Annotated in this window: 13 protein-coding genes; 8 read left to right on the top strand and 5 right to left on the bottom strand. The window is 51.8% G+C overall.

Annotation, left to right across the window (positions count from 1 at the left end; genetic code table 11):
* Positions 1 to 21 precede the first annotated feature (21 nt).
* The 7 genes from B7988_RS04265 to B7988_RS04235 all read left to right on the top strand — a co-directional run bounded on the left by B7988_RS04265 (position 22) and on the right by B7988_RS04235 (position 7,922).
* Positions 22 to 933, top strand: a complete 912-nt coding sequence (locus B7988_RS04265) for a MoxR family ATPase (RefSeq protein WP_088656938.1) — start codon at positions 22 to 24, stop codon at positions 931 to 933.
* Positions 934 to 1,119: 186 nt separating this feature from the next.
* Positions 1,120 to 2,262 (top strand): DUF58 domain-containing protein, encoded by a 1,143-nt coding sequence (locus tag B7988_RS04260; RefSeq protein ID WP_170930530.1) that lies wholly within the window; start codon positions 1,120 to 1,122, stop codon positions 2,260 to 2,262.
* Positions 2,259 to 4,304: a transglutaminase domain-containing protein gene (locus tag B7988_RS04255; RefSeq protein ID WP_249268841.1), complete on the top strand. Its 2,046-nt coding sequence runs from the start codon at positions 2,259 to 2,261 to the stop codon at positions 4,302 to 4,304. Before B7988_RS04260 ends, B7988_RS04255 begins: the two co-directional genes overlap by 4 nt.
* Before the next feature lie 192 nt (positions 4,305 to 4,496).
* Positions 4,497 to 5,327, top strand: coding sequence for a dihydrodipicolinate reductase (gene dapB / locus B7988_RS04250; protein ID WP_088656936.1), 831 nt, complete (start codon positions 4,497 to 4,499; stop codon positions 5,325 to 5,327).
* Positions 5,328 to 5,397: 70 nt separating this feature from the next.
* Positions 5,398 to 6,414 carry an ABC transporter permease subunit gene (locus tag B7988_RS04245; RefSeq protein ID WP_072797323.1) on the top strand — a complete coding sequence of 339 codons (1,017 nt, stop codon included), beginning with the start codon at positions 5,398 to 5,400 and terminating at the stop codon, positions 6,412 to 6,414.
* A gap of 65 nt (positions 6,415 to 6,479) precedes the next feature.
* A complete protein-coding gene (locus tag B7988_RS04240; RefSeq protein WP_088656935.1) occupies positions 6,480 to 7,493 on the top strand; it encodes a phosphotransferase in 1,014 nt (337 codons plus the stop codon).
* The gene (locus B7988_RS04235; protein WP_088656934.1) at positions 7,494 to 7,922 is read left to right on the top strand and encodes a PTS sugar transporter subunit IIA; all 429 of its coding nucleotides are present in this window, start codon (positions 7,494 to 7,496) and stop codon (positions 7,920 to 7,922) included.
* A gap of 2 nt (positions 7,923 to 7,924) precedes the next feature.
* Here the strand turns inward: B7988_RS04235 and B7988_RS04230 are convergent, their stop codons facing one another.
* From B7988_RS04230 to B7988_RS04220, 3 genes are read right to left on the bottom strand one after another with little or no spacing between them, the layout of a single operon-like run.
* On the bottom strand, positions 7,925 to 9,385 hold the full coding sequence (locus B7988_RS04230; RefSeq protein ID WP_249268840.1) for a capsule assembly Wzi family protein: 1,461 nt from the start codon (positions 9,383 to 9,385) through the stop codon (positions 7,925 to 7,927).
* Positions 9,369 to 10,271 (bottom strand): glycosyltransferase family 2 protein, encoded by a 903-nt coding sequence (locus B7988_RS04225; protein WP_088656933.1) that lies wholly within the window; start codon positions 10,269 to 10,271, stop codon positions 9,369 to 9,371. The genes B7988_RS04230 and B7988_RS04225 overlap by 17 nt, the downstream gene beginning before the upstream one ends.
* Complete coding sequence (locus tag B7988_RS04220; RefSeq protein WP_088656932.1) at positions 10,271 to 11,221, bottom strand: glycosyltransferase; 951 nt, start codon at positions 11,219 to 11,221, stop codon at positions 10,271 to 10,273. The genes B7988_RS04225 and B7988_RS04220 overlap by 1 nt, the downstream gene beginning before the upstream one ends.
* A 55-nt stretch (positions 11,222 to 11,276) precedes the next feature.
* Between B7988_RS04220 and B7988_RS04215 the strand changes: the two genes are divergently transcribed.
* Positions 11,277 to 12,464 (top strand): glycosyltransferase family 4 protein, encoded by a 1,188-nt coding sequence (locus tag B7988_RS04215; protein ID WP_141225554.1) that lies wholly within the window; start codon positions 11,277 to 11,279, stop codon positions 12,462 to 12,464.
* Here the strand turns inward: B7988_RS04215 and B7988_RS04210 are convergent.
* Together B7988_RS04210 and B7988_RS04205 are read right to left on the bottom strand one after the other, a co-directional pair.
* Positions 12,442 to 13,128, bottom strand: a complete 687-nt coding sequence (locus B7988_RS04210; RefSeq protein ID WP_088656931.1) for a MauE/DoxX family redox-associated membrane protein — start codon at positions 13,126 to 13,128, stop codon at positions 12,442 to 12,444. The genes B7988_RS04215 and B7988_RS04210 overlap by 23 nt on opposite strands.
* On the bottom strand, positions 13,128 to 13,322 hold the full coding sequence (locus tag B7988_RS04205; protein ID WP_141225553.1) for a hypothetical protein: 195 nt from the start codon (positions 13,320 to 13,322) through the stop codon (positions 13,128 to 13,130). Before B7988_RS04205 ends, B7988_RS04210 begins: the two co-directional genes overlap by 1 nt.
* Positions 13,323 to 13,325: the final 3 nt, after the last annotated feature.

Below are 13,325 nucleotides of genomic sequence, written 5' to 3'. Positions count from 1 at the left end.
TTTTTATTATATATTTAGAATATGGTAAAAGAGCTAATAGATTCTTTAAATGGGGTTCTGCTGGGTAAATCGGACACGGTGGAACTTTTGGTGATGGCGCTGTTGGCGGACGGCCACGTGCTGGTAGAAGATGTTCCCGGCACGGGCAAGACGACGCTTTCGAAGGCGCTTGCGGCTGCCATTGGGGCTGACTTTGCGCGAATCCAGTTTACGCCGGATTTGTTGCCTGCCGATGTGACGGGCGGTGCGGTATTCAAGGCGAATACGGGCGACTTTGAAATCAAGAAAGGCCCCGTGTTTACGCAGGTGCTTTTGGCTGACGAAATCAACCGAGCCTCGCCGCGTACGCAGAGCGCCTTGCTCGAAGCGATGGAAGAACGTCAGGTGTCGCTGGAAGGCGAACGTTATAAGTTGCCTGAACTCTTTATGGTGCTGGCGACGGAAAATCCGGTGGAGTTCCACGGAGTGTTCCCGCTGCCCGAAGCGCAGATGGACCGCTTTATGGTGCGCATTTCGGTAGGTTATCCGAGTGCGGAGACGGAACTTGAAATTTTGCGCGCACATCGTATAAGTCGCCCGATAGATACTTTGAAGGCGGTGACGAGTCCCGAAGAAATTTTGAAGGCTCGTGCCACGGTGCGCGGTATTCATATTGATGAATCGCTGGAACGCTACATTGTGAGTTTGGTGCAGGCGACGCGTAACGACGGCGGCGTGCGTCTGGCGGCTAGCCCGCGTGCAGGTTTGAATTTGGTGCGCATGGCGCAGGCTTGTGCGTATGTGAATGGCCGTGACTTCGTGAATCCCGATGACATTCAGCGCGTGTTTTTCCCGGTGATGGAGCACCGCGTGTTCGCCAAAGACAGCGGCGACCCTGACGCTAGCAAGAAGATTTTGCAGGGAATCCTGAAGCAGGTGAACGTACCCAAATAAAAACAATGTGTAATGTGTGGTGTGTAATGACTAATCATTTCACATCCCACACCTTACATCTCAAAGGCGCATTGCGCCGACCTCAAACCTCATACCTCGTACCTCACATCCCTACTTCCAACAATGTCCTTCTTCCACTGGTTTATTCGTTCTATTCCGCGGGCCCCGAAAAAATCGGGAGTCCTGATGGCGATATACTTTTGGTGGCTGGACTATTTTACTCCGGCGGGTCGCGCTTTTGCCTCGCTTTTTTTGCTGGCGATGTTTGCAGGCGCAGTGCCTGGATTCTGGGCGGCGTGGATTTTTGCAGGGATTGATTTTCTGCTGTTCTTGGGGCTAGTATTCAGCCTGTTCGTGACGGCGAAGCGGAGCAAGATCTGGATTGAAAGTGTCTCGGTGAATCGCGTGCGTGAAGGCGAAACGGCTACGGTAACGGCTTTTGTGGCGGTGCGCTCGACGATTGACTGCGTGACTTTGGGAGCGAACCGTTTGCCGCCCTCGCTGACAGGCTTTGAATCGGACCGCGCAAAGATTAAGAAGGGCGAGCCGCCGCGCAAGATGGAATGCCATGTGCGTACGACGCGCCGCGGCTCCTTTATGCTGAATAAGGTCTCGGCGAATGTGCCCGAAATCATGGGACTTTTGCGCTGGCCTTATGGCTTTAACGGCTCGGTCGAATTGCTGGTTTACCCGAGTGCGCTCAAGGTGCAAGAATTTCCGTTCCTGACGCAGGGAGCTTCGGGCATGGCGTTTGCGCCGTTTTTGATGCCGAGCCTTACGCGTGGAATGAATTTTATCGGCGTGCGGCCTTATCGCGAAGGCGATTCCTTGCGGGATTTGCACCATAAGGCTTTTGCCCGCTATGGAAAGCCTTTCACGAAGGAATTCGAGGTCGAACGCGGTGCGGGCGTGATTCTGCTGTTGGATACGGCGACACCGAATTTCAAGTCGCGGCAATACTTGGAACAGGCGATTCGCATGACGGCTGCGGTGGGCGAGTGGCTCCTGGACCGCGAAATTCTCGGAAGATTTTTTATCGATAGTGAAGAAATTGCCTTGGATGGCGGTAGCGAAAGCCGCAAGAATTTGCTGGATGCCTTGGCGAGAATTCCGCCTGCATCGCTTGCGCATGCAAAACTGCCGGTACCTTGGGCACCTGCGGCGCGCCCGATGGACCCGGTGCTTCGCATAGGACTTTACGAAAACGAAGAACCGCTTGTAAACAAGCATATCGTGGTCGGAACGCAGCCTGCTTCGACGGATGATAAATTGCTGGTGGTATCGCCTGAAGAATTGGATGGCCTTGAACGCGGGGTGGTGACTTTATGATGGCTAGCGAAAAAGTTGACATCCGCTACGCCTTCAAGGTGTTATTCCTTTGCCTTGCCTCGGTGAATCTGGGGCATACGTTTGATTTCTTGTGGCTCGGCGTTTTATTTGCCATCTACTTTGTGGTCATCGGTGTGCTGAATGCGACGCGCCGCCGCGAATTTGCGAAGCGCCCGCGTTACAACAAGATTTTGGCGTACGGCGCGATTGTGCCGCTCGCATTATTCTGGGTGATGTCGCCGTCCGTTGAAAACGGCGTGTCGCCTTATTTGATTTTCTTGCCGGGAATTTACTTGCTGTATTTGGCGGCGTTGCAGGAACGGAGCCGCGGAAATGGCGGCTTTGAGGCTTTTGTCGCCTTCGATGGCGTGGGCGCGTTACTCTTTGGAATGTACATGGTACCGCACGGCTGGGGCTTTGTGGGGCTTGTCGGATTCTTGCTTGCGCTCTGTGCTTATAGCCGCCGCGGTACAGCGCCTTACAAGTACGGGCTCTTTTTGCTCGTGATAGCGGCCCTCGGCGCCATCTCTTACGGTGGTTGGCAATACTGGAAAACGCAGCGTTACCGCTATGGCGCGCAGATGGCCGAAAACTATTACCAGCGCGAACGAATGATGGGCTTTGATCCGGTCGCGGCATTGGGAAGCTTCGGGAGCAATTATAGTTCTCGCTACAATAGCCAAGTGGTGTTGCGAGTGTGGGACAAGCAGCCTTCGCGTTACTTTAAGGCGGCAAGCTACGAAAAGTACGTGGCGGGCATTTGGAAGTTGCCGACAAAATTTGCGAAACGCCTTTATCCTGCCTACTATCAGGTGGACTATGCGGTGTTTGAAACTGCGGATTCGCTGACGAAGGCCGATTCCTTGCGCGAGGTAGAACAAATCTGGGTGCAATCGACACTCAATAACTTTGGCTTTGTGTTTGCGCCGTACGGTGTCGTGGGTTTTGCGGCGAAAGATGTAGATTCTTTGACCTATTATGCCGGCGGCATGGTGCAGGGGTTGGACGGAAACGGAAAACGTTCTGACTGGCATTATTTCAAGTGCAAACCGGTTTCGATGGAAACATCGCCGGGGGTATGCTCTTTGCCGGATTCTCTGATGGCTCCGAGTGAAGGCGATTTGCTGGTGGGCGAGCGGTACTTACCGCTGATTGATACCGTGATTGCGGCGATGGGATTGCGCGACTCTGCGGCGGTGGATTCTGCAGCGCTTGCAAAATCGATGCCGGATTCTCTGGTGTTGCAGAAAATGTTGGCTTATTACCTCGCAAATTTCACCTACTCGCTCTCGGTGCCGGGAATTACGCGCTGGAATGGTGCGAAGAATGAACCCTTGGCCGTCTTCTGGCGTGAAAAGCAGGGCTTCTGCGAATACTATGCGACGCTTTCGACGCTGGTGCTTCGCCGCCTGGGAATTCCCTCGCGGTATGTGACGGGCTTTGCAAATCCCGAGGTGGTCGAGGGGCTGCCTTATAGTATTTTCCGCCGCAAGCATTCGCATGCATGGGTCGAAGCGTATGTGGATAATCGTTGGGTAATCTTCGACCCGACGCCTCCCATTTTGCCGCAGTTTGCGGAATCGCCCAGCTGGTGGAGCGTCAAATGGGAGGGCGTGCGCGGGCGTTTCGCCCGCGTGATGCATGCCCTTAAAGAAGGCGAGTGGCGTCGAGTCGTCGATAGCTGGCAGAATCAGTCGACCGCATTATTAGAAAGTCCGATTCTGTATGTGGTGCTCGTGATTCTTGTCGTAGGCTTTGCTGGCCGCAAGATTTACATTGCGTATAAATTAAGTACCAAGGATCGCGCCTATGTCTCGGCGCGGTCCCTGGAATGGACGAAAAAGCTTGACAGCGCCGAAAAAGCGCTTGCCTCAATCGGGCTCCGTCGTGCGCCCGGCGAAACTGTCGGCAAATTTGCAGAACGCTGCCGGATTGCGTTTTCACGCCTCGCCGAGAACCAAACCAATCTCAAAAAAATCCAGAAGGCAAAGAATGCTCTTGCGGTTCTAAATGATTATGAAAAAGAACGCTGGACAAAATAATGTGTAATGTGGGCGGCAGCGCCGCAATGTGTAATTCTTCATCCCACATCTCACATCTCACATACCACATCCCACATACCACATCCCACATCCCACATCCCACATCCCACATCTCACACTTCACATCAAGCGTCTCGCAGTCTCATTCTTGCATTTTTTTCTATCTTGTTCTTCAAAAAATCAGGAGATTATATGTCTGTACAAGTGATGGTTAATGGTATTCCGGGCAACATGGGCCGCATTGTGGCCGAAACCTGCGTGGCTCGCGGCCTCGAACTCGTCCCGTATTCTCTGACGGGTGAAATTATTGTGGAAAACGAAGCCGAAGTCGCCGGCAAGACCATCCAGCTTTTGAAGCCGAGCAATCGCGAAGCTCGCATCGCAGAAGTTCTTGAAAAGTACCCGAACCTCATTTGCATCGATTACACGCACCCGACGGCCGTGAACGACAACGCCGCTTTCTATGTAAAGCACAAGATTCCGTTCGTGATGGGGACCACTGGCGGTGACCGCGAAGCGCTCGCCAAGCTCGTTGCCGATGCCAATCACCCGAGCGTGATTGCCCCGAACATGGCAAAGCAGATTGTTGCTTTCCAGATGATGATTGAATTTTTGGCTAAGGAATTCCCGACGGCATTCAGCGGCTACAAACTCTCCGTGGTGGAAAGCCACCAGAAGACCAAGGCCGATACGAGCGGTACCGCGAAGGCCGTGGTGGGCGACTTCCAGAAGATGGGCTTCGATTTCACCGTGGACGATATCGAAAAGGTCCGCGACGAGAAGGAACAGATGGAACGCATGCACGTGCCCGAAGAATACCTCGGCGGTCACGCCTTCCACACCTACAGCCTCGACAGCGCCGATGGTACGGTTCACTTCGAATTCCAGCATAACGTGTGCGGCCGTAAGATTTACGCCGAAGGCACGGTGGACGCTGTGAACTTCCTCGCATGCCACATTGCAAACGGAACCGCAAAGCCCTTTAACATGATGGACGTGCTCCGCTCCGGCAAGATGCGTTAAAAAGTAGACAGTAGACGGTAGGAAGTAGACAGTTACTTCCTACTTCCTACTTCCTACTTCCTACTACACCATGCGTTCCTATATCCTCCGTCGCTTACTTTTGATGATTCCGACTCTCATCGGGATTTCACTGGTATGCTTTATCCTTATCCAGCTGTTGCCGGGTGGACCTGTGGAGGAAATGATTTCACGTGCGCAGCAGGCCGCTGCCATGAAGGGCGGGGTAGATGCCTCCAAGGCACTCTCGCCCGACCAGATTGCACAAATCCAGGCGTACTTCGGTTTTGACCAGCCCGCCTGGAAGCGTTACCTGACTTGGCTCTGGAACGTTCTGCATTTGGATTTGGGCTCCAGTTACACCTACGGACTCCCCGTGTGGGACGTGATTACGAGCCGTTTCCCGATTTCGCTGTTCTTTGGAATCACCTCGTTCTTCCTGAGTTACCTTGTCTGTATTCCGCTGGGCCTCTGGAAGGCGGTGCATCACGGAAGCAAACTCGATTCGCTTAGTTCGGGCGTGATTTTCTCGGGCTACGTGATGCCGGGGTACGCACTCGGTATCCTCCTGATTATATTCCTCGCGGGCGGTTCGTACCTCGACATTTTCCCGCTGGGCGGCCTCACGAGCGATGACTTCGAAGACTTTACCTTCTTCGAAAAGATTGTGGACCTCGGGCACCATTTGATTTTGCCGATTTTCTGCTACATGATTAGCGAATTTGCGTTCCTCACGTTCTTGATGAAAAATTCAGCGCTCGAAGAACTGGGCAAGGACTATATGCGCACGGCGCTTGCCAAGGGCATGAGCTTTAACCAGGCGCTCGTTCGCCACGCGCTCCGTAACGCTCTCATCCCGATTGCAACGCGCCTTTCCGAAATCTGCACCTTGATGTTTGCGGGCGCGCTCCTCATCGAAAAGGTCTTCGACATCGACGGTATGGGACTGCTCTACTACAACTCCATGGTGAACCGCGACTACAACGTGGTCATGGGAGTTATCTTCCTCAGCAGCTTGATGGCGATGATTGGACGCTTGTTCAGTGATATCCTTTACACCCTCGTAGACCCGCGCATCAAATTCTCGTAGCTTTAAGGCGTGATTTTTCTCTCGTCTTTCGTCTTTCGTCTCTCGTCTTTTTTATATTACAGACCATGAGTAACGAAATTGTTTCGCCTGTTATTGAAAAGTTTTTGAAGTCCCGCGGCTATGCCGACTACGAAGTCACCTCTATCGCCGGTGCCGGTTCGGGCCGTAAATACTACCGAATTGCCTCCGGTAAGCAGAGTGCCGTGTTGCAGGTTTCTGCCTCGGTAGATGAAGATTTTAAGCGTTTTGTGGATTATGCCGAAGCCTTCGGTTCTTTCGGACTTCCGGTGCCTAAGATTTACTGCGTAGACGAAGCCTCTTGCTCCGTGCTTCAAGAAGACCTGGGTGCCCACAACTTGCTTGACAACATTGTTTCGCCGAGTTCCGAAAAGAAGACGGGCAACGTTCGTATTCTTTACCCCGAAGTCATCGATTCCTTGATTAAGTGGCAGAACATTTCCCGCTCGCTCTTCAGTTCTCGCTCTGACCTCTGGCTGCGTCGCTTTGATTTTGCCGCCCTCAAGTGGGAAACCGACTACTTCACCGAAAACTACTTGAAGAATTTCAAGGGCATTGCTGAAATCCCCGAATACGTGCGTCAATTCTATTCCCTGATTGCGGTTTCTGTGGAAGCCCAGCACAAGGTACTGATGCATCGCGATTTCCAGAGCCAGAACATTATGGTCAAACCGAATTCCGAAATCGCCTTCGTAGATTTCCAGGGCGCACGCCGCGGTGCCATGTTCTATGACTTGGCCTCTCTCTTGTGGGACCCGTATGTGGAACTCTCGCTGACTGAAATCAAGGACTTCTTTGAATATTGGCGCGTTTCTTATCGCGAAACCAAGACCTACACCAAGGAAGACGCTTGGGAAGCCTTTATTCACGCTAGCTTGCAGCGCGTGATGCAGGCCATGGGTGCCTACTGCTTCCTCAGCAAGGTGAAGGGAATCCAGAAGTTTGAACAGTACATTGAACCGGGTAAGCGTCAGCTGCGCATCGTCTTCGATGAATTCAAGAAGATTGCCAAGGCAACCTCGCCGAAGACCTTCGACTTCATGGACAACGCACTGGTATAAATGCTGCCTATTTACGTAAAACATTATGCAGAACCCGAATCCTTCGCTAGGGCTTTGGGTTTTGCTTACGATGCCCTGGTGCATGGCCCGGTCAAGTTCGACCCCATGGCGACATGGAAGTCTTTGTCGGAACGCGTGTCTCAGGGAATCTACATGGGCGAGGGCCTCTTGTTGCCGCATACGCGTGTGCCTGGCCTCCCGCAGCCGCTGTTTGCTTTTGCCGTTTGCCCCAAGGGTTTTACCGACATTGCTGTAAAGCAAGGGCAAGTGCCGCAATACATTTGCTTGCTGCTTTCTCCGGCAGAGTCTGCCAATTGTCATACGCAGTTTATCGCAGGCATTGCACGTAAACTGCTGAACCCGGAGTGGCGTGCCCGGGCGTTAGATGCAAAAACTCCCGAGCACCTGAAAGCTTTATTTGAAGAGTAAGTTTAGTACTGCACGCTTCCTCCGACCATGGCGCGGAATCCTTCGTAATCACCGAAGTAACGGTCATAGCCCGCGCGGAATGTCATCCATTCCCACGGCTTGATTTCGATTTTACCGCCGACTTCCACGTAGTGCAAGGTGGTGTTGTCGTTCAAGAATTTCTTGTCGGTGGCGCTTTCGGGCGTGTGCATGTCGGTAATATTTCCGCCGAAGGCTGTGTCTTTTGCGACGGCGCTTGCATGCAGCGTTCCTTTGAACAAGGCGTCTTTCAAGAGTCCGCTTTCGACCTTGTAGAGCCCGCTGACTTCGCTATAGATTTCGCGGCTGTTCGGACCGAGATCGGAGCCGAGGCTCTGGGAATAGCTGCGGTAAGTGTAACCGCCGCCCTTGTGGTGCGTGTATACCCAAGGTTCTACGCGGGTGTATTCCAGATACCAGTTCCAAAGCGTGCGGCCGAGTTTAAGGCTGTCGCGGGCGATACCGACCGAGGTGGCCCACTTGTTGCCCCACCAGCCGTCATCGAACATGCTCGTAGGCGATTTCATGTCGTCCCACAAGAGTTCTCCGTAGAATTCCCAATGCGGAATCGTCTTTACGCTCAAATCGAACGCGAGTGAAATGTTGTCCTGGTCGCCCTGCAGGTGTTCCTGGAAAACATAAGGAATGAACGGAATCACGTAAGCCCATTCGAATTCGCGGCCGGTGCTGTCGGCGTCTTCGTTCGGGTTCGGGAATTCCTCGGTGGTGCTTCCGTAGAGCGCCGTTTCAGAAAGGCCGAATGTAATGTTCTTGGGCAAGTTCAAATCCAAGCGGTGTACGTGCATGTACTTGCCGAAGTTCTTTTTCTCGAAAAGTTTCATGGCGTACTGCGAGTAAACGATTGGGCCCAATTCAAACTGGTAGCCGAAATAAGGCGTGGGGGCGGGTTCGAAAATGCGGCTCGTAGAATCTTGCCACGGGCGGTAATTGCTCTGCTCGCCGCGCAAAATTACATGGTTTCTGCGGGCGGGGCCCATGCTCAAATAATCAAATCCGGCAAGTAGCTTAACGACGTCCAAGTCGTAGCTGGCGTTAGCTGCGAAAATATCCCAAGTGCGCTTGCTGTCGCTCTGCTTGTTGTAGGGGATTCCTTCGCTCGGGTTGTAAAAGTTGTCGTAGATTTCTTTATTCGTGTGGTCCGTGCTTACCTTGACGCGGGCATTGAACAGGAACCGTTCGGTAAAATGCCCGTTCAAGAACAAACGAACCGATGCCGAATTGTCGTAATGCGTCGGTGCATTCGTCAGGTTCGTAATCGCAAGGGAATCCACCAGCTGCGCACCAATACTCACCTCGTGGTGGCGAGCGGAATCGGTAAACGTAAAATGCGCCGGGCTATCGTTGAAAGAACCTGTGGCGTTAGCTGCATTCATAGAGACTGCAAAAAACAGTCCCCAATAAAGATTCTTATTCATGAATTTCATAGTAGCCACCGTTGTTTTCAATGAACTTTTTAAGTCTTTTCGTAGAAAGAGTAATTTCGATAATTTTCAGAACGCGATTGAGTTGGCAACGTTTTAGGCGTATTGCAAGCGAAATCAAGAATCCTGCCCAAATGCCGACAGCGGGGAATCCGTTTCGCTTGGCAAAGTGTATGCGGTTGCGAATCATCAGGCAATCGATAAAGAAGGGAACGCAGCCTTTGGCGTTTTCGCTCCCGGTGCTCGAGCCGATTCTGTGCTTGACAATGCTTTCGGTTGCCCAGGCAAGCGTGAACCCCGCTTTCTTTGCCCTGTAGCAGTAATCGCTTTCTTCAAAGTACAAGAAAAATTCTTCGCTCAGCAAGCCGACTGTCTTGATGCATTCTGGCGAAATCAGGAACGAAGCGCCTTCGATATAATCAAAATGCGGAACGTTAGAACCTTGGGGTGCTTGAGGGCGGCCGACCGATGCAAACTTTGCGTGTGCCGTTCCAGCGCCACCGATGTAGTTGCCTTTTTCGTCTACAATCAGTGAACCTGTAATGCCTGCGCCCGATTCGTTTGCTTTCTGCAAGAGCATTTCGAGGGCAGTTCCCTTGGGTTCGGTGTCGTTATTGATCAGCCAAACAAAGCCTTCGAATCCTTCTGCATGTGCCGCACGCACGCCTTGGTTGTTGGCTGCGGCAAAGCCTACATTGTGCTTATTCCAAATAAACTTTACTGGAATCGAAAAATCTTCGCTTTGGAAAACCTTTTGGGATTCTTCGCAAGTGGCGTTGTCAATCACATAAATAAGGTCGGGCTTGACAGTGCCCTGTGCCAGGGCGTGCAGGCATCGTACCGTCAAGGCCGCATTCTTATAGTTGACAAGGACTGCGCAGGTTTGCATTACGACCTTCCCATGAACTTGGCTGCAAATTTTGCCCCGATGATTCCGTACAGGATTCGCGGAAGCATCGCCGTTTTCGACGATACATGCGGGTAAAGCGCCTTAGCGTTCTTTATAATCCAGAAAAGGTAACCGGGCAGAATAAACTTTGTGAGTCTGCTTTCGACATAGGAAATATAGACGTTCAAAAATTTCTGGTCGGTAGCGTTCAGCTTCTGGTAATGTGGCGTTTCACGCAACATTTTGGCCCAGCCCAAGTTCAACTTCAGGTTTCCGGTCCAAGTGTGCGTGTGACCAAGCCCGATGGCGTTAGAACCATGAATGCGGTATTGAATGACGGGCGCCTTGATTGATGCGTAGCCGTTCCTTGCAGACGCACAGAATGTAATCCATTGGTCGTGGACAGGAACTGCAACAGGAATCGGGAGAATGTCCTTGAGAAGGCTTGCGCGGAAGAGGACCATGCAACCGGTCACGTCGGTAAAGCCGGTCATGATTGCTTGCAAAGAAAGGTGCTCGGGAATCTGCCCGAGGGCGCGCCAAGAATCGGCCGTCTTGTTTCCGTCGGCATCGATGACTTCGGCATCGCCAAAAACAAGATCCACGTCGCGGCTTTCAATTTCCTTAATCAATAGCTCATGCTTTTGCGGAAGCCAAATGTCGTCTTGGTCAGCAAGCGCAATATAATCGTTTTCGGCAAGAATCTTCTGCGCTTCTTCGAGTGCTCTTGAAAATGCGGCGCGGTGCCCCTGGTTGTGTTCAAACTTGATAATCTTTAAGGGGAGCCTGTCGACGTAGCTTTCGAGAATAGAGACGGTCGAATCGGCAGAGCCGTCATCAACGACAATGATAGAATCCGCTGGCCTTGTCTGGTTGACTAGCGAATCTAGCATTTGCGAAAGATATTTTTCGCCGTTGTACGTTGCCATTACGATGCAGAGTTTTGCCATAGCCCACAATATATAAATATAATGTTATATTTTAAGCCATTACCGGAATTTGACTATGAAGAAAATCCTGTTTATTTGCGATAAGAACGAATGTACCAGTTTTGGCCGCCTCACATTGAACTTGGTGAGGTCTGTAGCCAAGGAATTTGATACGCATGTTCTGTGGATGAAGACTCCCAAGTTTTTCCCGAATCCGGAACATACGGCAGAAGGCGGCAAGATTGTGGCCGATCCGAGCACGTATACGGCTCACGAAGTCTGGGTGAAGTCGCTTTATACAGGTTTTCTTAGCTTGCGCAAGCCTGTTTACGATTGCGTCAGAGAAGTCAAGCCCGATGTCGTTTTCTTTATTCGCCCGGAACTCGGATTCCTGATTTCGTCTGCCAAGAAGGCGATTGAAAAGAACAAGCGCGAAGGCGGCCCTGATGCAAAGTCTGTCTTGTACCTGCACGATGACTTTGCCGAAACGCAGTATCCGCACAGCATCAAGTTTATCTTGCTGAACAAGTTCTATATCGATCCGACGATCAATGCCGACTGCTTCGTGTACAATTCTGAATGGACCAAGAATGCGGTGTGCAAGCACTTTGGCCCGAAAATGGCGAACGCTCCGGGTGCTGTTATTGGCTGCCCGATCGATGGAACCGTGTTCAAGCGCCTTGAAAAACCGAAAACCGCCGAAGAGCGTGAAGCCTTCCGCCGCAGCTACGGCATCAAGAACTACAAGGCCATGTGCGTTCATGTGGGCCTTGCCGAACCGCGAAAGAATGTGGAAACGTATTACGAAATGGCCCGCTTGCGCCCCGATGTGGCTTTTGTTCGCGTGGGTAAGTTGACTCAGCATTACCGCGATATCATTAACGCGAAAAAGCTTTACAATGTTTTCCATTTCCCTGAATTTAACGCCCCTGAATTGCGCGAATTCTACTATCATGCCGAACTGATGGTGTACCCGAGCCTTCTTGAAGGCTTTGGCCTTCCGCCTGTCGAGGCTATTAGCTGCGGAACTCCTGCAGTTGCCGGTGGAACGACGTCGCTTCTCGAAAACTTGGATGGCGTGTGCCCGCTTATTGACCCGCCAACCGATGCCGAGGCTTATGCCAAGGTTTTGGACCGCGTGCTCGCTGGCGAAAAGGTCGTAAACGAAGAAAAGGCCCAAGAACTCTTGGACCGTGTTTCAATCGAAGCTTATTCGAAGCGCGTTGTAGACTTCCTGAATTCTATTTCCGGCGCCACACCTTAATCAGGCTGTGATTCTTTCTGGTTGCAAGCCAGAGCGTGGGCCAAATCAGAATCAAGTCGCGAATTAGGCTTGTCCACGCCTCTGCCTTGTCGTGAGCGTTGCCGTCTTCAAGCTCAAAGCAACCGCAGGTAATGCCGAGATCATTGCCCAAGGCCCAAGCGAGAGCAATGATAAAGCTTACGAACATCCAGAAAATGGCGAAGGCCGATTCACGCACGAACGGCGTTACAATCATGGCAAGTCCAAACCAGAATTCAAACTGCGGGTAAACCAGCGCAAAGAAGTTGTTCACGCTTTCCAAGTGCAAAGCGGGGAAGAACTGGTACTGCGCCACAAGGACTGCGAACTGGTGCGGGTCCTGAATCTTGTAGATGCTTGCGAAAATGAACATGCCGCCAATGCCCACACGGAACAAGGTCTCGAGCGCACGGATGGCAAAGTCCTTTTGCAGGCGGTAAGCCGGAACGCAAATGCCCGTGGCGATAATGATGGCGGCAAGGCCCACATGAATATTGTAGCGGTATGCCTTCGGCCAAATGTCAATCAGCCAATCCTGGTCGGTAAAAGTCAAGAACGATTCCGGGAACGAAATTTCGGCAACACCGAAAGCTACCAGAATCGAGGCTACAACGAGCAGTACTGCAGAGATAATCGTCTTCTTCATTACAGCACCTCGTCCGGCTTGGCAAGTATTTCCTGGCTGCCGATCCAGTCGACCGACTTGGAATCTTCAACGCGAATGTTGTTGATTACGGCAAGCGCAATGCAGAATGCGGCAATCCCCAAAAGGACAATCCAGTTCAGGGATTTTAAATAATTTTTGAGGTAATCGAATACTTTAAGAGCAATTGATTTCATATC

Origin of the sequence: Fibrobacter sp. UWB1 (assembly GCF_002210325.1) — a bacterium.
In the GTDB taxonomy this organism is placed as follows: Bacteria; Fibrobacterota; Fibrobacteria; order Fibrobacterales; family Fibrobacteraceae; genus Fibrobacter.
The sequence above is the reverse complement of the archived record's forward strand: the minus strand, read 5'-3'. Positions and strand labels throughout refer to the sequence as shown.